Origin of the sequence: Rummeliibacillus sp. G93, from assembly GCF_023515935.1 — a bacterium.
Lineage (GTDB): Bacteria > Bacillota > Bacilli > Bacillales_A > Planococcaceae > Rummeliibacillus > Rummeliibacillus stabekisii.
In genome coordinates, this window is record NZ_CP097314.1 from 2,951,786 (window position 1) to 2,977,678 (window position 25,893).

Here is a 25,893-nt window from a genome sequence, read left to right on the forward strand (position 1 = left end):
TGTTTTATAAGCAGGCAGAAATAACCTGCAGGAGCATAAATTCCTTGTAGATATTATGCAGCCATGCAAGCCTCAGTTTCTCTTTTTTTAAGATGGCCGACCTAAGCTAAAAAAGCTTTACAATGAGTTTCGCCGCTCTATAAAAGCATCTCTTTAGCTCGTAGCCTGACAATCAAATTATGAAGCGTGCCGTAATATTACTCCCATTTTTATTAAAAGTAAATAGGTTATTTTGAAGAAAAAAAAAGAGACTCATTTGTATGAGCCTCCCCTTTATTTCTAGTCTTTTTTCACTGATGTAGCGGTTTTTAACATATCCATTGAATCTTCTATTCTTTCTAATGAATACACGACACCATTATTTTGCCATTTCACAAAGTTACCTGATGACTTTTTGGCAGATAGGTGAATCATACCGTGGTCTTTAGGTGCTGGCAACGTATTGTCTTCTAAATAATTTACGGCTTGCTTTGCAAGTTCAAGTCCATCTTTTGGCTTGTCTGTTGTCGTACGAGCAGCAAGTGACCATCTACCTTCATTCCAGCCAATCCACAATGAACCTGCACCTGCATCTTGATAGCCTGTAATGTTATGTCCTAGATCTACTTTTTCCCCACCGGCTTTACTGTACTCTTCAAAACCGATTTGGTCGGAAGCCTCGTCAGTGCTCGCATATTGATGTCCTGTAAATTTCGCAATCACATCGTCTTTACTTAACTTTTTGACAGATTCATCATTAATCGGTACTTCTTTGTCCGTTTGGTAATAGACAACTGAGTAATTATTGTTATTTGATTGCACTTTTGCAGTCAAATATTTACCGCCTTCTACTGGTAAATCAGTTGGCAGCATCACTGGTAAGTTTGTTTTTATTTGTTTCCGGATGGATTCAACCACTGTACTATTTGTTTTGTCTACTTCTTTTCCCGTTTTAGACGTACTTGAGGAAGAATCATCGCTCGATTTATTGCCTTGCCCTTCTACCTTATTCGCCTTTTCCATATCCGCCTCAGGCTCTGTGCCACCTAATGTGTTTGTGCTACCTGTTTCATTTGTTTTTTTGTCATTGTCACTTTTTTCTACTTGTCCTGTTTTTTGATTATCTTCATCATTATTTCGGTGATCTGCACTCTTGTCAGTATTGCTTGAACATGCCGTCAGCAAGCCAACAGCGACAAAACAGCTTAAAATTTTTGCAGAATATTTCATGTTGGCATCTCTCCTTTTTTGTCTCATTATATCACTTCCCATTTTTGTTAAATCTAAACGTAGCCTTGTCTCCTGCTTCCAATAAAAAAAGCCGTCATAGGACAGCTCTATACTTTCGGAATTTCCCTCGTAGCTATTAAAAAAATGACAGCAGATAAGACGAAAAGGATGAATGGTTTAATAGCGACATCCAAGCCTTGTCCAACAATTAAATGTGTGGAAACGGCACCTGCCATCAATGCAGCCAAGATACAGCTAGAAATTGGCACAAAACCTTTTTTCCAGAAGCCAAGCAATAGGCCTACCCCTGAAGTTGCTTCGAGTGCACCCACGCCGTACATGATTACTTTTCCGTAGCCAAATACTTCCGTAAAGTTTGAAACATGCATGGAATGTGCGGTCAGCTTCAAATAGCCAAAATACATAAAGCCAACAGACAAGAGCAATTGAATAACATGTGCTGAATATTTTCTAAGCATTAAAAATCCCCCTACTATATATTCATTATTACTATATATAGGCGAGGGATCTTTTTTAGAATCTATAAAGGCAAATTTATGCTGTTTTAAACGTTATACGTATAATTTCATCCATTCGATGAAGTTTTCGATAACAGAATCTAAAAACTTCACTGTACTCTCATCAGTTAAGTTTCCATTGCTATCGAATTTATTGTGTGCTGCTCCCACATATACTTCATTCCGTTGAAGAACTGGAGAACCTAAGCCTGGGGCAAATAAAATATCGCGGAGATGTCCTTGCGCTTTAACTGTGCCCAAGTTGCCCATAGAAGCACCCATAATAAGAGATGGTTTACCAATCATTACTTGGTCAACACGAGATAACCAGTCAATCGCATTACCAAGTACACCTGGAATAGAAGCATTATACTCAGGAGTTACCCAAAGAACAGCATCTGCTTCTTTTACTTTTTGTTTAAAATCAATCACCGATTGTGGTGGCTCATTTTCTGTATCCTGATTGTACATTGGGATATCATTTAAACGTAAAATTTCTAAATCAAATTGGTTAGAATATTTTTTCTCGATATATTGTGCCAACATTAAATTATAAGACTCTTTTCGTATACTTCCGACAATTGCTACGACTTTCACTTTAATTCCTCCTCTAAACTCTTTTCATTATTTTCCTTCTTTATATTACCCATTAATTCTGATATTGTCACAAACTTGAACCCTTTTTTCTGCAATTTATTTAAGATGACCTCAAGAGACTGAATAGTTTGCTTCCGATTCCCGCCTCCATCATGGAATAGTACAACATCGCCTGGTCTCGCTCCATTTAATACTTTTTTAGTAATTTTGTTAACGCCAGGATTTTTCCAATCTTGTGTATCTAGATGCCATGACCATATCACGACTTTATAGCCTTCTTTTTGTGCTATCCGTATCATTTGGTCATTGTAATTGCCGCCAACCGGTCGAAAAAGACTTGGTGTAAACCCGGTGATATTGTGTATTATTTCATTCGTTTGGTTCAATTCTTCCACTAATGTCTTGCTATTGACCTTATACGGATGTGAATAAGTATGGTTTGCTAATTCGTGGCCTTCAGAGTATTGACGCTTAATAATATCTGGGTGCTTTTCTGCACTTTTGCCCAGCACAAAAAAAGTGGCCTTCGCATTATATTTTGACAACACATCTAAAATTTCCGGCGTGTATGTTGGATCTGGCCCATCATCAAAAGTTAATGCAATCATTTTTTCATCTGTTTTCACATCCCACAGTACTTGTCCTGTTTGCTCATAGTATTGCCGTCCCTTATTTTCCGCTTTGCTTAAGGTAGCGTAACCAATGGAGATGACTAGAACACAAACAGCAATCCATATTAATTTATTCCTTGTCACATCATCACCTCCAAAGCGTTTATTATTACTATTTACAAATAGCGATAATTTATGCCTCATAAAAAAGACATAGAAAATTAACTTCAAATAAGTTTAATGCAGTTTTTTTTATGTAAAAAAGGGAACACTTTATATTAAGTAATCATGCGTTTTAGGAGGATGAATTTACAGATGCCAAATGAAAATACTTTACCCAAAGAAGAAGGCGTTGATCACACTCTCAGTTTATTAAAAGAAGGCTATTTATTTTTAGCAAATCGCCGTAATACGCTGAATTCCAAAGTTTTTGAGACGCGAGTACTTGGAAAAAAGGCAATTTGTCTAAGTGGCAAAGAAGCAGCAGAATTATTCTACGATAATAAAAAATTTATTCGTCACGGCGTCGTACCCGAACGGGTTATTCAAACCCTATTTGGAAAAGGCGGTGTACAAGGACTTGATGGTGAAGAACATACACATCGAAAAAAAATGTTTATGTCCGTTATGACAAAGGAACGGCTACAACAGCTTGCAGATATCACCGGCCAGCAATTCGCTATGGCTGTAGACAAATGGCGAAGCCAAGAACAGGTCGTTTTATTTGAAGAAATGCAATTACTTCTGACCAAAGTTGCATGTGAGTGGGCAGGTGTACCTCTATCAAAAGACCAAATACAAAAGCTTTCGAAAGATTTAACATCTTTATTTGAGACACCAGCGGCAGTAGGTCCTCGTAATTGGGGTGGCAGAATGTCACGTAATAGAATTGAAAAATCACTCATTGAGTTAGTAGAGGCTATTCGGGAAGAAAAGGTGACCGTTTCAGCGGATTCTATTTTATCGATTTTTGCTACACATCGTGATTTAGATAATCACTTATTGGATAAGCATGTGGTTGCGGTCGAAATATTAAACATCTTGCGCCCAATTGTAGCTGTTTCTATTTTTGTAAACTTTTTAGCTCTAGCTCTGCACAATTATCCAGAAGACCGAAAAAAACTTGAAACAGGTGATCCAGCGTATGCGCAAATGTTCATTCAAGAAGTAAGACGCTTTTATCCTTTCTTCCCGTTCACAGGAGCCACAACAAAAGAAAGCTTTACGTGGAAGGGGTATGACTTTGAAGAAGGTACACTTACCCTATTAGATTTATATGGAACAAACCATGATCCTGATGAGTGGGAAAATCCTGATAAGTTCTTACCTGAACGATTTAAAGATTGGAAGGAAAGTCCTTTTTCATTTATTCCACAAGGTGGCGGTGATTTTGTAATGGGACATCGCTGTGCTGGTGAATGGGCAACGGTAGAGATTTTGAAGGTCTGCCTTGATTATCTAGTAAACAAATTAACATATACAATGCCCCCACAAGATTTAAGCTATAGTATGTCAGACATTCCGAGCATTCCTAAGAGCAAAATTATTCTTACGAATGTGGAACCTAAAAAAGGGTAATTTTTTCTCTACAATAAAAAAGGCCTCCATATGGGGGCTTTTTTTCATTAGGCAGGCTGTAAACTTGGCACACTTTGAAGTTTTTGAAAGTGTTCCAAATCTTCCTGATATAATTTGCGATAAGTAGATAAACTATGTTCTTTTATTAGATGAAAGCTTTCTTCCTCAACAAGTTGATAAAGACGATTTAACTTTTCTGCGTTCTCCCATGCTGTTTCTTCAAATACTATATTCATTTCATGCTCTTCTATAAGCACACTCATTAATGTTTGATCAGCATAAAACTCATCAAAAGTATGGCACTCCTTTAAGTCAAAAATCTCAAAAGTTCTAGTCAACGATGCTAGCAAAGCATCCCTGTCCATAGCATGGCCAAGTTCATGAATCGTAATGGCTTTTACATATTCTTCAATTGAAACTCTATGTGTTAGTTCGTCATTTGCCTTCAACAAACGAGATGGATCAAAGCTAACATAATCTCCAATAAAATTATAGCTCATATTAATTCCTGATTGATCTTCTCTAAGTTCTTTTCCTATATTAACGACTTCCATAATTGATTGAATAAGTTCTTGAAAATGTTGTGATGTGTACTGTGCTTGCATAATGCATTAACTCCTCAAAATGTTCGTTCGCAAGAAATGGGCCTAGCCCGTCAATAAAAATCAAACTTGATATAATATATACGAAGTAATATGTAAATTCAAGGGAAAATATTCATCACAATAAAAAAAATCATTCTAAATATTAAAAAATACTATTTTTGACACAAAAAAAGAGTGTTTGTGAGGAATAAATCCTCACAAACACTCTTACCTAGTAATTTTCACTTTTGTGTGCTAAAATAAATACACCTAGTAATGATAGAGATTAATTAATTATTGATTAATCTCTGTCTTATTTTTTGCGGTTTTTACGAGCACGAGCTTCTCCGCCCTTACGGCCAGCTTCTTCGCGGCTCATTTTGCCGTCGTTGTCATCGCTATCAGAGCGTTGGTTGCTGCGAGCTTCTCCGCCTTTTTGGCCAATTTCCTCATAGAAGTCACGGTCATGGTTTTTAGAAGTAGCTTCTCCACCTTTTTTACCGATTTCTTCGTAGAAATCACGATCATGGTTGTCAGCTGTTGCTTCTCCGCCTTTTTTACCGATTTCTTCATAGAAGTCACGGTCATGGTTTTCAGCTGTTGCTTCTCCACCCTTTTTACCGATTTCTTCGTAGAATTCACGACCATGTGATTCTGCTGTTGCTTCTCCACCTTTTTTACCAATTTCTTCGTAGAATTCACGGCCATGTGTTTCAGCTGTTGTTTCTCCGCCTTTGCGTCCTGCTTCTTCCACTGTCATTTTTGCATCTTTACGTTCTTTATTGTCTTTAGCCATTTTAAATTCCTCCTAGTATGTTTGGTATTTTGATGTTTTTTTGAACTTATTCTTTCTTAGTTAAGCTCATTATTTATATTCCCGCGGACCAAATTATTAAACTCTTTTTTTGAAATTTTTTAGATATTTATATACTTATCGCTTAATTAGTAATTATATTGCTTTCTGATTCCTCCCCTTCTTATCGTTTTCTATTAAACATGTCTTCATAGGAATGTCCTTCATTATATAAAAAACCGCAAGCCATAGCCTGCAGTTCTTTTTACGGATTTGTTCTTCCATCTGTACTAGAATATTCGTTAAACTTCACATCATTTTCATTGCTTAATGCTTGTCGGCGTTTGCCTTCAGAAGAAACCGCTTCATTTGCAGCAATTTCGATTTGGTCGCCATCACTTGTACCGCTTACAGATGGATTAGATTGTTTTTCTTCTAATAGATTATTCTCAACAAGACGACGTACATACTCTTCTAGTGGCAAACCTTGCTCTTTTGCCTTCGCTTCCAGTTGTGTCATCTCTTCATCCTGCAGCTGTATTGTTATTTGTTGTGCCATATGTTTATCATCCTTTCTAGTAGTTCTATCTACCTTTACCTACTTTCTCGGAAATTCAAACACACAACCTATAAACTCGAAAATTTCGCCAAATCGTCTCTATGACCAATCATTACCAGAAGATCTTCTTTTTCGAATTGTTGATCAACAGGTGGTGTAACAATGATTTCTCCGTCCCGCAACAATGCGATAACACTTAAATTATACTTTGCACGGATATCAAGTTCCCTTAACGTCTTACCTTCCATGTGCTTAGGTATGACTATTTCTTCGATATTATAGTTTTTAGAAAGCTCAATATAATTTAGCATGTTAGGGGATAACAGTTGGTTCGCTACCCTCTCGCCCATATCTCGTTCCGGATAAATAACCCAATCAACACCTACTTTTTCTAAAAGAATTCCATGACGTCGGCCAAGGGCTTTTGCAATCGTCTTTTTAACACCCAACTCTTTTAAAAGCATCGCTGTTAATATATTTGTTTGTAAGTCATCACCAATTGCTACAATGACACAATCAAACGTATCAACTTCTAATGAAACAAGCGATTTCTTCTCCGTAGCATCTGCAATAACAGCTTCTGTTACATATTGTTCAGCATCATTGACTCGTTCTTCATTAATATCGATACCTAACACCTCTTGGCCAGCCTCATGCAGCCTGCGTGCGATACTTGTTCCAAATCTACCTAATCCAATGACTGCGTATTGTCTAACTACCATCATTTTCACTCCTATTCATTAACCGATCATAATATTACCTTTTGGTCGATGGAACGTTTCTTTTTGGCGTCTCCGTGTAATGGCAATACCAATTGTAAGTGGACCTAGTCTCCCTGCAAACATCGTGAGTATAATGAGCAGTTGGCCGATCGGTGAAAGTTCAGTTGTTAAACCCATTGTCAAACCTACCGTTCCAAAAGCTGATGTTGCTTCAAATAAATACATAATAAAGTAATGCCCTGTATCTGTAATGCTTAATATGAAGGTGACAAAAGCAACTATAGCAAAACCACACATTGCTACTGTGAATGCTTTAAATACGATTTCCTTTACCAGTCTTTTCTTAAAAATCACAATATCTTCTCGCCCTTTTATTTGGCTCCAAACTGTTGCAACTAAGACGACAAAGGTTGTTACTTTGATACCGCCTGCAGTCGAACCTGATCCTCCTCCAATGAACATAAGAAACATCATAATTAACAACGTTGCGTGCGTTAAATCTCCTATAGGCAATGTATTGGCGCCTGCAGTACGAGAAGTTACAGATTGGAATAACGCACCCAATACTTGACCTACTGGTGAAAGTTGACCAAATGTTTTGGCATTGCCAAGTTCAAGCAAATATATAGCTATTGTCCCGAAAAGCGTAAGAGATATAGATGTGATTAGCATAATCTTTGTATGCAAGGATAGTTTCCTTGTTTTTCTATACTCATACAAATCATTCATTACAATAAAGCCAATTCCTCCTAGTGTTATTAGAACACAGATGGTTAGAACAATGATGGGATCATCCACATAAGATGTCAAACTACGAAATCCTCCCAATAAATCAAAACCAGCATTATTAAAATTTGAAATAGAATGGAAGATTCCGTAATAAATAGCTTTTCCAATTGGCATATCGTACGAAAAACGAATCGCTAAAAGAAGAGCGCCCGATAATTCAATTACCCCTGTAAAAAGCAATATCCTTCTCACCAGAATCCCAATACCTGTAAAGTCATTTACATTAATAGCCTCTTTTAATACCAACCTTTCTTTTAAGGAAATTCTCTTTCCTAGTAGCATAAAAATAAAAGATGCGAAGGTCATGAATCCTAGTCCGCCGATTTGGATCAAAGAAAGAATGACTAACTCGCCAAAAAGAGAAAATGTACTCCCAGTGTCTACCACGACTAAGCCTGTAACACACGTCGCGGACGTAGCTGTAAATAAGGCTTTCAAAAAGGGCAATCCCTCACCATTCTCCGTTGCAGCTGGCAAAGATAAAAGAGTTGCGCCTAACAAAATTAATATCGCAAAACCGAGCACCAACGTTTTAGATGGATTTATATTTCTCTTTATTTTCACTATCGCTACTCCTATTTTCTTGAAATTTCCGACATCCTATTTTAAACGCGGATTGATTTAAATTTATCTCATATATTACCACATGCTAACTAGAATTATGCGAATAATTTTACTTTAACTGCATATGATTATATCAATCATTTGGGTATTGACAATAACTTCAAATATCATATATTATACATGACAGATTGATTTACGAAGAAAAAGGCAGCGACTTACAAGTTCCCTATAACTACTCTTTAAAGGTGGCTAACATGAGACAAACAAACAACCGATATACCGTAAATGCTGTTGGTACAGAAGGACAAATTTACCTAACAAACTGCAAGGATAAACATGAATTAAAACAATGGTTAGCCAAACATGAACATCATATCATTAAAGAAGAATTACAAATTATTGATAAAAAGAGATTACAACTATTTAAAATGTTCTCTTTTAAAAAATAAGACAGCTACCATTCCTATTAATATAAAAAGACGATTTTTTTGCCCCCCTGCTCACAAAAAATCGTCTTTTCACTTTTTACATATAAATCTCTGCTACATGCGTTACCATATTGCGCCCTTTCTCTTTTGATGTGTAAAGTGCTTCATCTGCACGCGCTTGAATTGATTGCTCAGTAACGCCCCTTGTCGCTGTCGCTACTCCTATACTGATCGTGACGGTAGGAATCGTCCATAATGAACCAGCTACATATTCGCGTAGACCCTCTGCTACCTCTAAAGCCTTTCTCTGATTGGCCTCTCCCAAAATTACAGCAAATTCCTCTCCGCCGATTCTAGCCGCAATATCTTCGCCGCCTATCTTCTCTTGAATCATTTGGGAAATTGTTTTTAACACTTGGTCACCTATCGGATGGCCAAATGTGTCATTCACTTTCTTGAAATAATCAATATCGATAATTAATAGGGAAAAAGGGTTGCCTGTTTTATTAAATAGACTGATACATTCTACCATCTTCTCTGAATAACCCCTTCGGTTATGCAAACCTGTAAGCTCGTCTGTCATCGCCAGCTCTTGAAGCATGGTGTTCATACCGATTAACTCCTGTTGCTTATTCTCCAGTTCCTTGCGTAATCCGTTTAGTTCCTGGATTGCCTTTTTCTTAGCGATATTTCTTTCCTCAGCTTCCTTCTTAGCTGCTAATATCACTTTTTCGTATTCACGCCTTTTTTTATTGCTATCATGGCACACGAAATTGTTATTTCCCCATCGTTTAACTGCTTTATTGCATTCATAATAACAGGAACTTCTTTGCCTGTCTTTGACATTAAAGATATGTACACTTCTTCTACGCTTTCTTCCATTTCAATAATTGGCAATACGAATAATTGATAGAACGTTTGGCTTGGAACCGTCAAAAGGGACTGAATGGACTTTCCTTTGAGTTCAGACATTTCAAATTCAAGCAATTGAAGTAGCATAAAATTAGCATCCAAAATTCGCCCATTTTCTGCAAGCAGTAAATAACTACAGGGGGCATAATTTAATTGTTCATTCATACTTAATCATCTACCTCTTAAATATTCGCTAGACATGAGAAAATTAACTGCGTTGTTTCCTCCGGCTGACTTACATGTGGACAATGTCCAGTTGCCTCCATAAAAAAGATAGCGCTTTCTTTTATATGTTCATTCATATATATGCCTACCTCTTTCGGTGCTATTGAATCGTCTTTACACTGTAAAATACACGTTGAAACAGTTACTTGTTGAAGCACATGGCGATAATCAGATAAAAAAGTAGCCCTTGCAAACTCTTTTGCACATAGTGGATCTGTGGAGCAAAAGCTTCCCTCCAATTCAGCAGCAAGCTCTGGTCTTTCCAAATTTTTCATGACCACTTTAGAAAGATAGTTAGCCCAGCCAATGTAGTTAAGCTCCATCATTTCGAAAAGCCCATCTAAATCCTCTCGTTCGAATCCACCTTTATAGGAAGGCAAATCATTTATATAGCAAGGAGATGGTCCAAGCATGATTAGCTGCTTAAAAAGCGCCGGTTCTTGTAGTGATGCAAGCATACCTATCGTAGCACCGACAGAATGCCCAACATAAATGACTTCCTTCAGTCTTAGCTCCTTGCACATTTCCACTACATCCTGCGCATAGCCTTCTAAGGTTTTATATTTTTCAGATTGATATGCAGAGTAATCAGATTTTCCCGCTCCTACATAATCAAATAAAATGACGCGATATTCTTTTTCAAATTGCGGTGCAACATAGCGCCACATAGTTTGGTCACAGCCAAAACCCGCGGCAAAAATGATAGCTTGTTCTCCTTCACCGCTCATTTTTACATTATTCTTTTTTATAAAATCTAGCATACTGTCATCACCTTTAATCTTAGCATCAATATAGTACTTATTGATTTTATTTTTTAATAAATTATACCATAATGCAATACTTATTACACACATACAATAAATATTTAGGTAGTATTATATACCTAGTATATCTTGTAGCGCTTCTTCTGCTGTTGTGTATTTATAATTAAACCCTGAATCTAACAACGCTTGAGGGAGCACGTTTTGGCCTTCGAGTACTATTGTGCTTTTTTCGCCCAGCAATAGCTTCATCATAAAGCTTGGGACAGGAAGAAAATGAGGTCGCCTTAAAACTTCACCAATTGCACGACCAAAATCTTTCATTCTAAGTGGGGTAGGGGCTGTGACATTAATTGGCCCTTTTAAAGATGAGGTGTTAATTGCATATAAGATTGCACGAGCAACATCGTCTACATGAACCCAGGAAACCCATTGTCTTCCGCTTCCTACTGTACCGCCTACAAATAACTTATAAGGCAATGCCATAAGCGGTAATGCGCCCTCATCCCCAAGAATCACGCCAAATCTGGCTAGGACTGTCCTTACTCCTGCCTCTTCTGCTCTATTCGCCATACCTTCCCATTTTTGAACTGTTCCACCTAGAAAATCTGTTGCCTTTTCTGTAGATGTTTCGGTATAACTAGCTGTCGTAGAAGCTGGATAGATGCCAATCGCACTCGCGTTAACAAGTACAGTCGGTTTATATGAGACTGCTTTGATAATGCGGATCAATTCCTCCGTGGCTAACATACGGCTGTCTACTACTTCTTTTTTATGCGTTTCTGTCCAACGCCCATCATTAATCGATTTTCCTGCCAAGTTAACCCATGCATCGATTGAATCCAATTCCTTTTCAGGAGCATCTTCTTCACCAAGCCACTTCACATAGGTTATTCCATTTTCTTTTTTTGAATGCCCTCTTGTCAGGATATAAACTTCATGGCCATTCTCCAGTAGCAGCTCTGCTAGCCTTTTCCCTACAAATCCGGAACCGCCCGTTATACCCATTTTCATATAGTTATAACCTCCAAATTCTTATCATAGCTCTTTCTCAAACATTACCATATCCAGCGCTCTAATCCCGTTTTCATAAATAGGGGTAGGATACGCAGCAAAAAAGCCTTTTTTCACCCCAGATAAACGAAAGCCACATTTTTGGTAAAAAGCAATGTTATCAATACTAGAATTAGCCGTTCCCACAATCATTTTTTTAAAACCAGCTTGTGTGAACAGGAACGTACATTCAGCTATAATTTCTTTACCTAACCCTTTCCCTCTCCAAGCATTTTCTAAAGCTAAATTTTTCAATTCAATCGTATGCTCGTCTATTTCTATAAATAGCGCCACACCGATAGTCTCCACATTGCTGCATATGCCATAAAGTACACCTTTATTTAAATAAGTACGCACTATTGCTTCCTCATCAGCTAGCTTCAAATAGGATACATACTTAGCGCGCTCATTCTCTTCAATTCTTTGAAAATGGAGCTTGTTGGACTGATGATTTTTCATACGTTTCTCCCTCTTTAACATCTAACTTCATCCGCACCGTTTGTAATTGATGCCCATCGAAATCTTCTTCAAATTCCTCTACTACTTTAAACCCTTTTGCCTTATAAAAGTTCATACCGATTGTATTATCTTTTTCTACATTTATGCATACATACGCTGGCTTCAAATCTTCAATGCCTTTTTGTAAAAGAGCAGTCCCTATCCCCTGCTTCTGATATTCAGGATGAAGATAGATGGCAGCCAATTCAACCCATTGGCCAGTCTGTATATTCGAGTAATTGGCGAAACCAACGATTACTCCCTCTTGTTCAGCCACATAAAAAGGAGATCCAGAATATCTTTTTTCTAACATGTCTGGATTATATGCTTGTGCAAGAAACCGATCCTGCACATCACGCGGTATGATTCCCTCGTATGTTGAATGCCAACTCGTCTGCGCGATTTCTTGGACCTCTTGGATATCTGGATAACTCATTTTCCGAATTACTAACTTCATGTTTTTGTACTCCCTTCTATATATAACTCTTTCTAGTTAACTTCTATCTACCACATACTATTTCCTGCTTCTGTTGTTAAATCTAACTTTTACGTTTCACTTTTAAAGAAAAAGGAAATACTATTGTTTAGGGAGTGAAGTCAATTGAACAATAATATGAAAAAGTATCTACCAAAAGCATCACTATTTCTGGCAGCAGGGGTTATCTTAGCAGGGTGCGGCAATGATACCAAAAGCACAAGCCCTCAAAAGGACAGTTCTCAGCCTAAACAAACTGAGAGCAGTAATACAAGTACAAGCATTAATGAAAATACCGAATTAAAAACTCTAAAAAACCTTTCAAAGGATCCAGATAAAAATGATTCATCAGAAGGTGACTTTGATCTAGTAGGAAAATATGTAAAAGAAAATAACGACGAGATTACCTTAGAGGTACATGGAAAGCAAATAGCCATTCAAAAAAAAGTATCATTTGAAAGCGACAAAAAAGGTATGAAAGGAGATTGGCAAGACAAGCAAGTGGTTGTGGAAGTATCCACAAATAAAGCCGTTGCAGAAAGTGTTAAACCAACAGACAAAACACTCGCAGATCAGGATGGTGTATATGATAGAGATGGCGATGAAAAAGAGATCATTGGCAAACTCGTTAAAAACGATTCAAAAGAGTTAACTCTTCAAACGCCAAATGGCAATAAAACATTCCAGAAAACGCATGACTTTGAGTTAGATGATGAAGCGAAATCTCAAAACAAATTGGAAGACAAAACGGTTCGAATCGAGACAGATGAGCATGGTAAAGCAGAGGAGCTAAGCTATAGCTGGATTGATCAAGAGGAAACAAAATAATACATGAACTAAAAAAGCTGCATGAAGTTGTCGCTAAGACATTTCATGCAGCTTTTATTATGCTTTAAAAATAGATTGAAGGGATCCAATCACTGGTCTGCAATCTTCACTTTGGCAGATCGCTGAAATGACGGCCACACCATCTGCTCCGCTCTCTTTTAACGGCTGTGCGTTCTCGACCGTAATTCCACCAATAGCTACAATAGGGAGAGTTGGATATAGCTTTCGTGCCTCCTGTAAAAATGTAACACCCGCTGGCTTCTTGGCATCTTGTTTAGACTTCGTTTCATATATAGGGCCTATCCCGACATAATCTGTACCTTGATCCACTGCCTGCACCAATTCTTCTTTTGTATGCACTGATACACCAATCATCTTCCCCTTAAATTCCGGCCGTATTTTTTCCAGCTCCATATCTTCTTGCCCGATATGCACACCATCCGCTTCTATCTTCAAAGCCAATTCGATATGATCATTGACAATAAATGGGATCTCATATTGCTTGCAGAGCCTCTGGCACTCACGCGCAAACATTTCAAGATCTTTGCCAGTTAATGCCCCTTCACCCTTTTCACGCAACTGAAACATTGTGATACCAGCCTGTAATGCTTGTTCGAGCACTTGGAGGGGTGGTTCAATGCAGTTTTGCGTGCCCATAATCAGATAAACTGCTAAATCCTCTTTCCTCACTAATTGTCACCTCACAGTTGCCGCTTAATTTTTTATACGCAAAATGGTTTGTAGGACCATGTCCATTCCCTATATTTAATGGATGTTGAATAGCTAAATGGACGAATTTTTTCGCTTCTATTATGGCACTTTTTAAAGAGAAGCCCTGTGCCAAAAAAGCGGTTAACGCTGCTGAGAAGGTGCATCCTGTACCGTGTGTTTGAACAGTGGAAATTCGCTTCGTTTGCATTGAAAAGAACGAATCATCTTGAAAAAATACAGTATCTACTGCATCCTTACCTTCTAAATGACCGCCTTTTATAATGACGCATGAAACACCCATTGCAAGCATTGCGTTTGCAGCCTTTTCTAAGTCTTTTGGGCTTTTTATTTCGATTCCGCTTATTACCTCTGCTTCTGGTATGTTTGGCGTAAGAATAGTTGCACGCGGCAATAGGAATTTTTTCAGCGCAGTCACTGCCTCATGTTGTAGCAAAGATGCTCCACCTTTCGCAATCATCACTGGGTCTACTACCAATTGTGTCTCTTTATCTCGCAAACTATGTGCTACAGCTTCAATAATCTCGGCAGAAAACAACATGCCCGTTTTCACCGCTTTTATCGGCATATCCCTCATCACTACTTCGATTTGCTGCTGAACAAATTCTGGTTGGGCTGGGTATATACCTTCAACACCTAGCGTATTTTGTGCAGTCAATGCCGTAATAGCTGATGTGCCAAAAACGCCAAGCTCCTGGAAAGTCTTTAGATCTGCTTGAATACCTGCTCCTCCACCGCTGTCAGAACCCGCAATAGTCATGGCAATATTCATTATGCTCGCCCCCCTGAAACCTGTTGCAATTGATTAAGTACTTCTTGTTGAACAGCACCTAACCATTCCTTCTGGCATGCCATCTCGGCAACCTTTTTATAGTCTTTCAAAACGTCGGTTAAGATAGAAAGGTTATTTCTTTCTACTGCTAAGGCTGCTGTACAAATAGCGCTAAGCAAACACCCCGTACCCGTAATCTTCGTCATGAGCTCATGACCGCCTGCTATATAATCAATACTTTCGCCGTTTGTTGCAATGTCCACCTCGCCGGTGACAATAACAAAACAGTTGTACTGTTTCGCTATAGCTTTTGCTGTCTGCTCGGTATCCATCTCTCCTACGCCGCTGTCTACTCCCTTTGAGTCCCAATTGACACCTGCGATTGCTGCAAGTTCTCCAGTATTGCAGCGAATAAGATCAAATTTAATTTCTCTCAATAGATTCTTCACCGTCTCGCGACGAAAGGCAGTGGCGCCTACGCCTACCGGATCTAGAACGACAGGAATTCCCACTTCATTCGCTTTGCGTCCAGCTACAATCATTGCTTCTTTTGTTCTGCCATTAATGGTACCAATATTAACAAGTAAACCACTTGCAACAGAAACCATATCTCCTACCTCTGCGATTTCATCTGCCATAACTGGCGATGCCCCAATCGCGAGCAGTCCGTTTGCTGTAAAATTTGCTACTACATAATTTGTTATACAGTGGATTAAAGGATTTTTCTGATTTATTTTAAGCAAGCTCATAAGGTGAAAGCTCCTTCCAATTTTCTAAAGACCAGGCCATATCCCAAAACTTGCATTCGTAATAGGCACTCATTTGGAAAAATGCTTTCATCTTTTGAACGTCAGCTGGGTGTTCTTTCGCATACTTATTGAGCATCTGCTTTTGGATGTCCAGTTGATCTTTAAACTCTTTACCGCTATACAATTCAATCCAATCTCTGTATAACTTCTGTGTCGGTTTTTCATCTTTATACGCTTCACCAATACTTTGGTATAACCAAGGACATGGCAGCAACGCGGCAAATGCAACTGGCAGGCTTTCGTTTAGAACGGCGTTATACATATGGTTAATATAATTATTGTTGGCTGGCGCAGGAATAAGCTCCGCTTGTTCTTGTTCTCCAATATGAAGTTCTTTGAAAACAGTCCGGTGGAGCTCAAGTTCTGCTTCATTTATACTTCTAGCTGATTCAAGATAATAGGCCATTTCCTGGTTCGTCTCCGATTTGGATGCTGCTATTGCCAATATTTTTGAGTAATGCTTTAAATAAATGGCATCCTGCATCATATAAAATTTAAAGTTCTCCATTGGCAGTGTGCCATGTACTAACCCTTTCACGAATGGGTGTACCATGCTATCATCCCAATATGCATCTGCTTCTTCTCTAACAACTTCATCAAATCTCACTGTTCGTCCTCCTTTAAAGTGGACGTAGACGCAAAAAATCCCTATGAGTAGACATAGAGATTTCATACCTTCATCTGCTCCCTACGTCAGTATTAACTGTCAGGTTCTAAGGGTCAGGTTTTAACCTTCTCAACACTTTCGTGTCCCCCCGCACTAAAATATTTGGTTGGGTACAAAAAAACTCTCCCATAAACGGAGAGCTGCTGTACAAAACGATCATATGTACTTTGCTCCCTACGCCAGTATTAACTGTCAGGTTCTAAGGGTCAGGCTTAAACCTTCTCAACACTTTCGTGTCCCCCTGCAAATATTTAAGTTATATTCATCGTACCATTCAACTGGATGCCATTCAAGGATAAAACAAGCTTAGCTTTTTACAACATATTAGAATTCTTTCCTAAACACATAACTTACCTTGTCGTACCCCATCTTTTCTTCATAAAAACGGTGTGCCTTCGTACGTTGCAACCCAGAAGATAAGGCCACACACTCATACTTATATTCTTTCGCCCATGCTTCTACAAATTCAAGCAACTCTTCTCCATAACCGAACGAGCGCTTAGATGCATCTGTCACTAAATCACATACCCATATATATCTTCCATAATAAAGTGTAATCATTGGCTGGAATCCGACCACCGCAACTATTTCATCAGAGTCAACGAGTGCATAGAGCTTATACTGTTCCTTTTCCATCGCTTCCATCACTAATTCTACATATGTGTTTATATCTAAATGTGTTCTGAGTTGGCTCATGACCGGAAAGGCATCCATAATTTCATCTTTTGAGCTTAAATTTTTTATCATTTTCATAAAAACACCTCCTAGATTATCGATACTCATTCATAAAGATCACGACTTCCCTTTTCGAAACGTTCCGGAAAGCGTAAAATGATATCCCCGTTTGAAAAGCTTTCTCCATTATTAGTAAATTCAATCGGCTCTTTTACACCAGGCTTGGCATTCGGTCTCCATCCAAAATTAAACGAATCTCCTTCCTCCTCATTTGAGAAGAGCCAATCCGTTTGAACAGGTCTAGCATAATCTTTAATCGTAGCCCAATCTTCTGGAATAGAAAAAACCCCATATGTCTTATGATTCAATAGCACTTTCTCTGTCATTTGAACTGGTGGAATATAAAGACTTTGCCTATCGTAGGTGATATAATCCCGTTGCCTCAGTAGATAAAATGTAAATGAATCCACCTTGTTTTTATGAAAAATATTCCACACATATACATACTTTGGACGTTTTCTATCTTCTATCTTCCATATCATCGGTTCTTCTCGATTATCCACTTCAGCGACTCGCCATTTATTCTTCTTCCAAATCCAATAGCTAAGTCCATAGTCTTTATTCAAAGAAATAAAAGGAACCACTTTATGGCGTTCATCAACGTGGATTATATCTTGTATTGTTTTTACGCTAGCCTCAGGGAAGGTCTGATTTATATCCTTTTTCAGCGCTTCCTCTGTTGGAAAAGGAGTTGGTTTTGAATAAGAATAATAGAAGAATAGACCTATAATACCAATAATCACTACTAAAAGAGCAAACATTCCTTTTCTTTTCTTCATATTATTGCTCCTCCTTTAGCACGGAATTATTTAAACGGTAATAAAGCTGTTGCTGAGGTGTAGTTATCAAAATTCCTTTTCCGTCTTTTTCTATGTACAGTGCCGGTGATGGAAGCCCACTTCCCCATTTCGGCTTTACTCCTGCAAGCTGATAAGGAAAATGTTCATCTTTTTTGTTAATTTCTGAGGGACTCATCTCATAAAGGCTTGAAAACCACTTATCGCTATAGATTTCCCGCTGTTTCAAGTGTGTGAATTTCCCTGCTAACTTCTTTCTATCTAACACTATCTTCTTTTTTGCTGAAGGATGAATAGTAATTAATTTTGCATTTTCTAAATTCGCTAGGTATGTTGCTGGTTTTTTGTCTGGAAAAATCCATTGTTGAAAGGGTATTGCTACAAGTGAAGCTACTATAAAAATGAAATTGAAGCTAAACCCCAGCCAAGCAAAAGAGCGATATGATTTCCATCGATTTCTGCCTTTTAATATAAAGTATAAAATCCATACCCCTAAAGGCAAAATGGATAGTTTTAGCGCTGTGCTCCAGATGTTCAAGTTAATAGAAAAAGAAAAAAGACCTACGAATAACACGAGTACAGCCTTCCAAATTTTAATGCCGCCTCCATGTTTTTTATAGTTACGGTAGAATAGGTAACCACAGATACACCATGCTAAAAGTAGAGTTATGACAGGTATAATAGCAATGGATGAATAATCAATTGTAACCACACTATCTCCCCCTTCTGCTTCTCATTTTCGGATGATGTCCCTACTTCCTATATACATCATTATGTCATAAGGAATCCAACCAATATAGAATAATTTTACCTTTTTGGTAAATGCATTTAACAAACCAATAAGCTTTTATTATATGATAGACAGTATATTAAGAGAGCTAAAGAGGTGACCCATGTCAAAATTTAAGCGATTCATGCGTTTAGAGTGGCAGAATTTTAAAGAAGAATTTAAAGAGGACATTCATTATGAATGGGAAACAGACTATAAGGGACATATAATTAAAGTCGTTATGGATATTCATGCAAAACAATTATTTGTAGATCAAACATTAGTGAAACAAGTTCAATATCCAAGCTTTGTTTCCCACTTCTATACATTCAAGAAACTAAAAGAAAAAGTTGAAATAGATGGTGAAACTTATATCATTGACGCGGACATAGGAGGCTTTACTTCCTATGTTTGTACTATAAAAGTCGATGGCACAACTATTTTTAAAGAAAAAGAAGTATTAGACTTCAATCCATCAGAATATCGACAAGCTATCCTCCCCTTTATCATTGATCAGGTGAAAGTAAACGGTAAAGTTGTGAATGAAACATTGCCGGATGAATCTTATTATTTTCTAGAAGATGATGATATTCGTTTTGCTCCTGGCGCAGCCGATCAGCTGATAGATGATACATACGGCTTTTCCTCTGACGCAAAATCATTATTGAAATTACTGTTAAAACAATTAAATATACCTAACCATAAAACCCGCAGAGCTATTTATGAAAAAGTAAGAGATAAGGAATTTGCTGAATATGTTGGAATCTTTCGGGAGTTGTTAAAACAAGAAGAAGGTATAGATCGAGAAGCATTGCACAATGAAGCACTTTGGTTTATTCACCACTCGTCACATCGGTATGCCATGCAATTTGGTATTATGATTCTTGGTTTTTCAAATTGTGAAGAGGATTTGACACTTTTACACACAATAGGATTGCATGAAGAGTTTACATTATATGTAGCAGATGCTTTTTTGCAGGGTACAAAGAATCCACATGAAAATTTATATTTGCTAGCAAAAGAAGTAAATGGTTGGGGCAAAATCGCTTGCGTAGAGCGTTTGGAGCCTATAACAGCCGAAATAAAAGCATGGCTTTTAACAAATGGCTGTGAAAATTCAATTATGAATCACTATCTAGCCTATAACTGCGCTATGAAAGGCGAGCTAGACGTGGCATTGGCACAGCCTACGATATCTGAATCCTTGTACAACGGAGCAGGCCAAATAATAGAAGGTCTTATAGAAGAAGGGCCATCCTATACAATTGACGAATACCCACATGCAAGAGAAGTCCTAAATTCTTATATTCAGCACGCAAAAAAACATGCCACTACCCTTAAAAAACTGTACCCCGTTGCCGTCATCCAATGCTTTATCACGGGTGAGGTAGAGGGGGATTACGTGGAATATAACGGAACACTGGCAGAAAAACTTTCACTTGAAAATGAGATTAAATCCATCCTTGAAAATTCTAAATGGAAACCACTTATAGTACAGTCTTTAGATGTAGAGCCTGACCTTTATATTCCTATACGCGTTGCACAGGTAATACAATTTGATTTATCTCATATTTTTTTGGAGAAAATCATGCATGGGAACTATGATATATCGCTCTACATATACATCATGCAATCTCATAATCGGCAGGTAGTAGAAAAGCTTATCCAATTTATTCAGCAAGCAATTGATTTACAACACATGACGCCTGAACAAGAAGAATGCATTGATATAGCGATTTCTTATATAAGTGATTATGAAGGAATAGGTCTTTCTTTTATAGAAAAATGTATGCAATTAAATAATAGAAGATTTGAATACATGGCTTTAAACGCCTTTTGTGAATGGGATACAGATTACTGGAATACTCCTACAATTCTTTCCCACATCAAACGAGTGGCTAAAGAATCTAAAGATAGAGAAAATCGCAAAATAGCTAAAGGTCTTCTAAAATAAATACTAAAAGCGAAAGCAACTGCTTTCGCTTTATTTCATTTTTGGCTCCAATTCCATCATTTAAGTTCAATTACAAATTATAAAACCACATATTAATTTTATTAATATTAAAATTAATATTAGTTATATTTTTATTAATAAAAATTAAAATTATAACTTTAAACATTCTAATCCTTGTTATATAATCAAATCAATCAAAGAAAGGAATTTCATTATGGCCTATAAAGTAATCACAAATTGCCCTGTTTGCAACAATACAATGAAAATCACGAAGCTACATTGCTCACACTGCCAAACTACGATTGAAAATGAGTTTGAATTATCAAAGCTGGCATCGTTGTCTAAAGAGCAGCTAGAATTTGTAGAAGTTTTTTTGACATGCCGAGGAAATATTAAAGAAGTTGAAAAAGAACTGGGCATTTCGTATCCGACAGTTCGAGGCAAGCTATCAGACATCATCTCATCCCTTGGATATGAACAGAAGAAGAAAAATGAAGTAGACGAAAAGAAAGTTGTTACCATGTTAGAAAACGGTGAAATTACACCAGAAGAAGCCATTAAGCTTTTAAAAGAGTAGAGAGGAGCGCTCCACATGAAAGAAGAAATTACAAGAGTCATCACGATGATTCAAGAAGGAAAGATTGATGCTGATAAAGGAGCCGAATTGATTCACATCTTAAAAGAGAAAGAAGAACCAAATAATCAGCTTACTGAAAAACCAACAACCTATTTAGATAAAACGTTAAAGGTTCGTGTGGTATCAACTGAAAGTGATAATGTAACAGTCAATGTGCCGATTAAGCTTGTAAAAGTTGTATTGATGGCTGGATATAGCATCGCAGCAAGTATTCCTCAATCAGAGAAATACATGAAGGATATAGACATAAACCTGATTATTGAAGCAATCGAAAATGAACTAGATGGCCAAATTGTTGATATCAAATCAGCAAACGGTGATACCGTTTCGGTCATCATTGATTAGTGATTTCTTATGATATACGTAAAAATAAAAACAAAAGGCTTCCGATTTATCATTCCAGTTCCTTATGTATTATTAAATATTGCCATTACCGTTGTTTCATCTAATCTTTTCCATAAAAATCTAAATAAATGGACAAAAAATCATTTTGAACGAAAAGAAATAGACTTCACCTTTCCTCATCTCGACAAAAAAACATTGAAGCCAATCCTTAAAGAACTGAAGAATTATAAGGGTATTCAACTAGTAGATGTGAAAGCAAAAGATGGTACAGAGGTGAAGGTAAAACTTTAAGAACCCTAATTGATGATTAGGGTTCTTTTTTAAAAGGCTATATATTAGAAACTGACAGACTCTATGTGTTTTAGCTTTATTGTATGCACCTCTGATTCAAGCTCATCAAACGTTAAATTTGTCGCAACGATGATTTCCATGCTTATGTGGACCATAAGACTAGCATTCTCTATAACTTTGCCATTTTTCATATAAATAGTGAAAGTCTGCTCTTCCCCTAGATCTTTAATAAAAGGATATTTTTTGCTGAATTTCTCTTCTTTTCGTTCGTCCTTTAAGGGGCTCAACTTCTCATTTATATAAAAACATCCTATTGCAAATAAGGCTGTATATGAAGCAACATATAACCAACCCTTTTGCCGCCATTCATCAAACCATTCGCGAAACAATATAATCCAGCCTGCTTCTATCACTAGAAAAAGAGCAAGCTTCCAATTCCTTACTCTATTCCGATGCTTTCTCTCTTTTCATCCACTCACTTATAAATTCTCATCCTCATTGGTACATAATCATTTTTCGCATTCTATTATACTCTATTTCCTCAAAAAAATAGGCTGAATCCAATAAGGATCCAGCCTATTAAACAGATTAATCTTTTGCATTTGGTTTAGCTCTTTTAATAAAGAAAGCTAAAACTAATGCCACAGCCGCAATGCCTGTCGCAACAATAAAGGCATCGTTGATTCCACTGACTGTCGCGTGTTTGACAGCTTGCCCGTAAATTGAACTTGTCGCCAACACTTGGCCTCCTTGTGCAGGAAGTCCAGCCATCGCTGAGAATGTACTACCTAAACTGTGCAACTGATTTGTTAAATATGGATTGTCGCTTGAGATGACATTTCCGTAATTTGCTGTATGGAAATTACTTCTCGTTGTCATGACTGTGACTAAAAAGGCGGTACCGATACTTCCCGCAACGGTTCTAGCTGTATTGGAAGCAGATGTCCCGTGGCCCACCAAATGTTGAGGTAGCTGATTCATCCCTTCTGTTGATACGGTCATGGACAAGAACGACATACCAAACATACGCATTACATAAAGTAGCATGATATAGCTATAGGAAGTAGTCATTGATAGTTTAGAGAATTGATAAGTAGTGACTACTGTTATAACCAATCCAATGACTGCCAACCATCTTGCTCCCATTTTATCGAATAGTTTCCCTGAGATTGGTAGCATAATCGCCATGACAATCGCGCCTGGCAGCATGAGCAAGCCAGAATCCAGCGCTGAGAAACCGCGTATGTTTTGCAAGTAAATAGGTAGCAAGAGCATGGCTGCGAACATTGCCATATTTATAATCATACTAATAATTGTTGTTAGCGTGAAAATATCATATTTAAATACTCTTAAATCCAGCATTGGCTGTTCTACTGTTAATTCACGCCAAGCAAAGGCAATTAAGCCGATGATACCAATGGCTAATGAAATCAATACAACTTTACTGTCCCAGCCATTGTTACCTGCTTCACTAAAGCCATAAAGCAGGAAGCCAAAACCGATTGTTGAAAAGATAAAACCGAATGTATCAAATTTTGGTTTGGTGATTTCTACAACATCAACCATCCATTTAAGTGCCATTAGAATTGCAACTATACCGACTGGAATAACGATATCAAATAGTACGCGCCAAGAATAATGGCCAATTAACCAACCGGATAATGTTGGCCCAATTGCTGGTGCGAATAAAATTGCAACACCGAATAGTCCCATCGCCGCTCCGCGTTTTTCAGGCGGGAAGATGGTAAGGAATACGGTCATAAGCAAAGGCATGATAACGCCGGCACCCGCCGCTTGCACAACCCTTCCGAGCATTAATAGTGAAAATGTTGTGGAAAGCGAGCAAATAATCGAGCCGATTGTAAATGACGTAATGGCCGATATAAATAGTTTTCTGGTCCCCAGCCTTGTGATAAGGAACGCAGTAATCGGAATGAAAACCCCATTCGTCAGCATGTAGCCTGTTGATAACCATTGCACAGTACTTGCAGATACACTTAAATCATTCATAATGTGCGGGATGGCTACATTTAATAATGTTTGGTTCAATATAGCAACGAATGCACCAATCATCATCGTAACGAGTAATTTACCCTTATTGTCTATGACTTTAGCAGGCGGAGTTTTAGCCTCTTCTTTTACAGGCGGCACTTCCTCCGTAGCCTCTTCTTTTTTAGGTTCTTGTATTTCTTCTGCATGCTCTTCCTCCTGTACTGGCTGAGGAGCAGCATTGTTAAACTCTTCTACTTCTACTGGCTTTTTAGAATCCATCTTTTGATTCTTGTTAGCCATTGTTCCTTGCGTCACTTTTTCATCTTTTGTGTTACTATTCTTTTGTCTTCTTACCATAAAGTTCACAACAATCAGCAGAATGACGGATATGAGAATATAACCAATGATATAAATTGACATGCTATCACCTACTTATGAATTCGCACGGTTACATTCATTCCAGGAACTAATTTTACTCCGTAACTATCGATTGAGATTTTCACAGGAATTACTTGTGTTTCTTTTGTGTAATTGCCTGATGAATTGTTTGAAGGCAGCAATGAGAATGTGCCGGCTGTTGCTAAACCGATTTTTTGTACTTTACCGCTTAATGTTGTGTTAGGGAATGCGTCGACTGTAATGTCTACGTCTTGACCTTTTTTAATATTATCTAGATCTGTTTCTTCAATGTTTGCAGTAACCCATAAATGATCTAAATCATAGCTGATAGCAAGAGGTGTGCCAGCAGCAACCATTGCATTTTCTACAGCATTGCTTTGCACGACTGTGCCATCTTGTGGAGCTTTGATTGGCATGTTAACAGATTTCCCGTCAGCACCTTGCATATCAACTGTACCGATTGTATCGTTTTTGCTAAATGTATCTCCAACCTTGCCATCCCATCTTACCAATTTGCCATTGCCTGGTGCTCCGATATTTACTTGTTGACCTGCGATTTGTGCATTATCTGTAGAGATATAGTTCATAGATTGATTGAAATAATAATAGCCTACAAACCCACCTCCAACTAAGACTATAAGCAAAATCACATTTAATAAAATCATGCGTTTGGCCTTCATAAAAAAACTTCCTCCTTCATTAATCCTTTAAAATACTTAATATCTTTTGGTGAATTTCTAACAAACGTTTTATATCCTCCGCAGGCAAATCGTTAATTCTTTGGAGCTTTTGAACCGTCTCCGATTTACTCTCCTGAAATTCTCTCAATTTCTCCTCACCCTTTATAGTAAGGCAAATGGTTATAGCCCGGCGGTCGTTCTCGGATGTTTTCCGTTCTACAAGCTCCTTATCTACTAACCGATCAATCACACTACTAATCGTACTGTTCGTCGATTTCATTCGCTCAGCAAGTTCCGCCAATCGCACATTCGGACGAACGGATATCTTATAAAGAGCTCTCAACTGGACAACAGTCAGACCCACTCTCTCTGCGTCACTTTGTAAAATTTTTCTTTCCTGCATGTAGATACTATAGAAAGAATTGATAATCTCATTATTAAAGACGTTCTTCATTTCTTCCCCCTTGCTTACATTTAATTCGCTTCCGTATATTTCGCATACGAAATAAGACTATACATTTATAACACCATCTAAAAAGTATGTCAACAATAACTCTTTATCCTAAAAATAAAAAAGTGCTTCCAACTTCTTCCCTTTAAAACCAAATAAAAA

33 protein-coding genes and 2 riboswitches are annotated in these 25,893 nt (G+C 37.7%); of the genes, 7 read left to right on the plus strand and 26 right to left on the minus strand.

What is annotated here, in order from left to right; translation table 11 throughout:
- Positions 1 to 279: 279 nt before the first annotated feature.
- From M2M59_RS14865 to M2M59_RS14880, 4 genes are all read right to left on the minus strand, one after another.
- Positions 280 to 1,209, minus strand: coding sequence for a hypothetical protein (locus M2M59_RS14865; protein ID WP_147196996.1), 930 nt, complete (start codon positions 1,207 to 1,209; stop codon positions 280 to 282).
- A 107-nt stretch (positions 1,210 to 1,316) separates the two neighbouring features.
- A complete protein-coding gene (locus tag M2M59_RS14870; protein ID WP_147196994.1) occupies positions 1,317 to 1,688 on the minus strand; it encodes a DoxX family protein in 372 nt (123 codons plus the stop codon).
- Between the two features lie 93 nt (positions 1,689 to 1,781).
- Positions 1,782 to 2,324 carry an NADPH-dependent FMN reductase gene (locus tag M2M59_RS14875; protein WP_147196992.1) on the minus strand — a complete coding sequence of 181 codons (543 nt, stop codon included), beginning with the start codon at positions 2,322 to 2,324 and terminating at the stop codon, positions 1,782 to 1,784.
- Positions 2,321 to 3,079, minus strand: a complete 759-nt coding sequence (locus M2M59_RS14880; RefSeq protein ID WP_249774971.1) for a polysaccharide deacetylase family protein — start codon at positions 3,077 to 3,079, stop codon at positions 2,321 to 2,323. Before M2M59_RS14880 ends, M2M59_RS14875 begins: the two co-directional genes overlap by 4 nt.
- Positions 3,080 to 3,250: 171 nt before the next feature.
- Here M2M59_RS14880 and M2M59_RS14885 point away from each other — a divergent pair, with 171 nt between their 5' ends.
- Positions 3,251 to 4,513 carry a CYP152 family fatty-acid peroxygenase CypC gene (locus M2M59_RS14885; RefSeq protein WP_147196988.1) on the plus strand — a complete coding sequence of 421 codons (1,263 nt, stop codon included), beginning with the start codon at positions 3,251 to 3,253 and terminating at the stop codon, positions 4,511 to 4,513.
- 47 nt (positions 4,514 to 4,560) lie between these two features.
- On the opposite strand, the gene M2M59_RS14890 is transcribed toward M2M59_RS14885, so the two are convergent.
- The 5 genes from M2M59_RS14890 to M2M59_RS14910 form a co-directional block, all read right to left on the minus strand.
- A complete protein-coding gene (locus M2M59_RS14890) occupies positions 4,561 to 5,118 on the minus strand; it encodes an integrase (protein WP_147196986.1) in 558 nt (185 codons plus the stop codon).
- Between the two features lie 292 nt (positions 5,119 to 5,410).
- Positions 5,411 to 5,893: a KGG domain-containing protein gene (locus tag M2M59_RS14895; RefSeq protein ID WP_147196984.1), complete on the minus strand. Its 483-nt coding sequence runs from the start codon at positions 5,891 to 5,893 to the stop codon at positions 5,411 to 5,413.
- Between the two features lie 262 nt (positions 5,894 to 6,155).
- The gene (locus M2M59_RS14900) at positions 6,156 to 6,449 is read right to left on the minus strand and encodes a plasmid mobilization protein (RefSeq protein WP_147196982.1); all 294 of its coding nucleotides are present in this window, start codon (positions 6,447 to 6,449) and stop codon (positions 6,156 to 6,158) included.
- A 68-nt stretch (positions 6,450 to 6,517) separates the two neighbouring features.
- The gene (locus M2M59_RS14905) at positions 6,518 to 7,171 is read right to left on the minus strand and encodes a potassium channel family protein (RefSeq protein ID WP_147196980.1); all 654 of its coding nucleotides are present in this window, start codon (positions 7,169 to 7,171) and stop codon (positions 6,518 to 6,520) included.
- 18 nt (positions 7,172 to 7,189) lie between these two features.
- Positions 7,190 to 8,527 (minus strand): TrkH family potassium uptake protein, encoded by a 1,338-nt coding sequence (locus M2M59_RS14910; protein WP_249776034.1) that lies wholly within the window; start codon positions 8,525 to 8,527, stop codon positions 7,190 to 7,192.
- Positions 8,528 to 8,778: 251 nt separating this feature from the next.
- Here M2M59_RS14910 and M2M59_RS14915 point away from each other — a divergent pair, with 251 nt between their 5' ends.
- Positions 8,779 to 8,973, plus strand: a complete 195-nt coding sequence (locus M2M59_RS14915; RefSeq protein ID WP_066790465.1) for a hypothetical protein — start codon at positions 8,779 to 8,781, stop codon at positions 8,971 to 8,973.
- A gap of 76 nt (positions 8,974 to 9,049) precedes the next feature.
- Here M2M59_RS14915 and M2M59_RS14920 read toward each other — a convergent pair whose 3' ends face one another.
- The 6 genes from M2M59_RS14920 to M2M59_RS14945 form a co-directional block, all read right to left on the minus strand.
- A complete protein-coding gene (locus M2M59_RS14920) occupies positions 9,050 to 9,679 on the minus strand; it encodes a GGDEF domain-containing protein (RefSeq protein WP_249774972.1) in 630 nt (209 codons plus the stop codon).
- Positions 9,676 to 10,029, minus strand: coding sequence for a PAS domain-containing protein (locus tag M2M59_RS14925; protein WP_249774973.1), 354 nt, complete (start codon positions 10,027 to 10,029; stop codon positions 9,676 to 9,678). Before M2M59_RS14925 ends, M2M59_RS14920 begins: the two co-directional genes overlap by 4 nt.
- A 17-nt stretch (positions 10,030 to 10,046) precedes the next feature.
- Positions 10,047 to 10,850, minus strand: coding sequence for an alpha/beta fold hydrolase (locus tag M2M59_RS14930; protein WP_147196974.1), 804 nt, complete (start codon positions 10,848 to 10,850; stop codon positions 10,047 to 10,049).
- Between the two features lie 114 nt (positions 10,851 to 10,964).
- Complete coding sequence (locus M2M59_RS14935) at positions 10,965 to 11,864, minus strand: TIGR01777 family oxidoreductase (RefSeq protein ID WP_249774974.1); 900 nt, start codon at positions 11,862 to 11,864, stop codon at positions 10,965 to 10,967.
- 24 nt (positions 11,865 to 11,888) lie between these two features.
- Positions 11,889 to 12,362 (minus strand): GNAT family N-acetyltransferase, encoded by a 474-nt coding sequence (locus M2M59_RS14940; protein ID WP_249774975.1) that lies wholly within the window; start codon positions 12,360 to 12,362, stop codon positions 11,889 to 11,891.
- Positions 12,319 to 12,858 (minus strand): GNAT family N-acetyltransferase, encoded by a 540-nt coding sequence (locus M2M59_RS14945; RefSeq protein ID WP_147196968.1) that lies wholly within the window; start codon positions 12,856 to 12,858, stop codon positions 12,319 to 12,321. Before M2M59_RS14945 ends, M2M59_RS14940 begins: the two co-directional genes overlap by 44 nt.
- Before the next feature lie 144 nt (positions 12,859 to 13,002).
- On the opposite strand from M2M59_RS14945, the gene M2M59_RS14950 reads away from it, so the two are divergent.
- Positions 13,003 to 13,704 carry a hypothetical protein gene (locus M2M59_RS14950; RefSeq protein ID WP_249774976.1) on the plus strand — a complete coding sequence of 234 codons (702 nt, stop codon included), beginning with the start codon at positions 13,003 to 13,005 and terminating at the stop codon, positions 13,702 to 13,704.
- 57 nt (positions 13,705 to 13,761) lie between these two features.
- Here M2M59_RS14950 and thiE read toward each other — a convergent pair whose 3' ends face one another.
- The 7 genes from thiE to M2M59_RS14985 form a co-directional block, all read right to left on the minus strand.
- Positions 13,762 to 14,394, minus strand: coding sequence for a thiamine phosphate synthase (gene thiE, locus M2M59_RS14955; protein WP_305882088.1), 633 nt, complete (start codon positions 14,392 to 14,394; stop codon positions 13,762 to 13,764).
- A complete protein-coding gene (thiD, locus tag M2M59_RS14960; protein WP_249774977.1) occupies positions 14,339 to 15,205 on the minus strand; it encodes a bifunctional hydroxymethylpyrimidine kinase/phosphomethylpyrimidine kinase in 867 nt (288 codons plus the stop codon). Before thiD ends, thiE begins: the two co-directional genes overlap by 56 nt.
- The gene (gene thiM / locus M2M59_RS14965) at positions 15,205 to 15,954 is read right to left on the minus strand and encodes a hydroxyethylthiazole kinase (protein ID WP_147196961.1); all 750 of its coding nucleotides are present in this window, start codon (positions 15,952 to 15,954) and stop codon (positions 15,205 to 15,207) included. Before thiM ends, thiD begins: the two co-directional genes overlap by 1 nt.
- Positions 15,941 to 16,621 (minus strand): thiaminase II, encoded by a 681-nt coding sequence (gene tenA, locus M2M59_RS14970; RefSeq protein ID WP_249774978.1) that lies wholly within the window; start codon positions 16,619 to 16,621, stop codon positions 15,941 to 15,943. The genes thiM and tenA overlap by 14 nt, the downstream gene beginning before the upstream one ends.
- A gap of 61 nt (positions 16,622 to 16,682) precedes the next feature.
- Positions 16,683 to 16,781, minus strand: a riboswitch (TPP riboswitch).
- A 54-nt stretch (positions 16,782 to 16,835) separates the two neighbouring features.
- A riboswitch (TPP riboswitch) is annotated at positions 16,836 to 16,934 on the minus strand.
- 71 nt (positions 16,935 to 17,005) lie between these two features.
- A complete protein-coding gene (locus M2M59_RS14975; RefSeq protein WP_249774979.1) occupies positions 17,006 to 17,434 on the minus strand; it encodes a GNAT family N-acetyltransferase in 429 nt (142 codons plus the stop codon).
- A gap of 26 nt (positions 17,435 to 17,460) precedes the next feature.
- The gene (locus tag M2M59_RS14980; protein ID WP_249774980.1) at positions 17,461 to 18,195 is read right to left on the minus strand and encodes a hypothetical protein; all 735 of its coding nucleotides are present in this window, start codon (positions 18,193 to 18,195) and stop codon (positions 17,461 to 17,463) included.
- 1 nt (position 18,196) lies between these two features.
- Positions 18,197 to 18,925 (minus strand): hypothetical protein, encoded by a 729-nt coding sequence (locus M2M59_RS14985; protein ID WP_249774981.1) that lies wholly within the window; start codon positions 18,923 to 18,925, stop codon positions 18,197 to 18,199.
- Between the two features lie 181 nt (positions 18,926 to 19,106).
- Between M2M59_RS14985 and M2M59_RS14990 the strand changes: the two genes are divergently transcribed.
- The 4 genes from M2M59_RS14990 (at position 19,107) to M2M59_RS15005 (ending at position 22,209) form a co-directional block, all read left to right on the plus strand.
- Positions 19,107 to 20,936 (plus strand): hypothetical protein, encoded by a 1,830-nt coding sequence (locus M2M59_RS14990; RefSeq protein WP_249774982.1) that lies wholly within the window; start codon positions 19,107 to 19,109, stop codon positions 20,934 to 20,936.
- A 214-nt stretch (positions 20,937 to 21,150) separates the two neighbouring features.
- Positions 21,151 to 21,513 carry a DUF2089 domain-containing protein gene (locus tag M2M59_RS14995; protein ID WP_066790488.1) on the plus strand — a complete coding sequence of 121 codons (363 nt, stop codon included), beginning with the start codon at positions 21,151 to 21,153 and terminating at the stop codon, positions 21,511 to 21,513.
- A gap of 15 nt (positions 21,514 to 21,528) precedes the next feature.
- Complete coding sequence (locus M2M59_RS15000; RefSeq protein WP_249774983.1) at positions 21,529 to 21,918, plus strand: SHOCT-like domain-containing protein; 390 nt, start codon at positions 21,529 to 21,531, stop codon at positions 21,916 to 21,918.
- Positions 21,919 to 21,927: 9 nt separating this feature from the next.
- Positions 21,928 to 22,209: a hypothetical protein gene (locus tag M2M59_RS15005; protein WP_066790495.1), complete on the plus strand. Its 282-nt coding sequence runs from the start codon at positions 21,928 to 21,930 to the stop codon at positions 22,207 to 22,209.
- A 44-nt stretch (positions 22,210 to 22,253) separates the two neighbouring features.
- On the opposite strand, the gene M2M59_RS15010 is transcribed toward M2M59_RS15005, so the two are convergent.
- The 4 genes from M2M59_RS15010 to M2M59_RS15025 form a co-directional block, all read right to left on the minus strand.
- Positions 22,254 to 22,598 carry a hypothetical protein gene (locus M2M59_RS15010; RefSeq protein ID WP_249774984.1) on the minus strand — a complete coding sequence of 115 codons (345 nt, stop codon included), beginning with the start codon at positions 22,596 to 22,598 and terminating at the stop codon, positions 22,254 to 22,256.
- Positions 22,599 to 22,797: 199 nt separating this feature from the next.
- Positions 22,798 to 24,621 carry a DHA2 family efflux MFS transporter permease subunit gene (locus tag M2M59_RS15015; protein WP_249774985.1) on the minus strand — a complete coding sequence of 608 codons (1,824 nt, stop codon included), beginning with the start codon at positions 24,619 to 24,621 and terminating at the stop codon, positions 22,798 to 22,800.
- Between the two features lie 8 nt (positions 24,622 to 24,629).
- A complete protein-coding gene (locus M2M59_RS15020; protein WP_249774986.1) occupies positions 24,630 to 25,280 on the minus strand; it encodes a beta-barrel domain-containing protein in 651 nt (216 codons plus the stop codon).
- A gap of 19 nt (positions 25,281 to 25,299) precedes the next feature.
- Entirely contained in the window at positions 25,300 to 25,734 is a 435-nt protein-coding gene (locus tag M2M59_RS15025; protein ID WP_147196944.1) for a MarR family winged helix-turn-helix transcriptional regulator, read from the minus strand.
- Positions 25,735 to 25,893 lie beyond the last annotated feature (159 nt).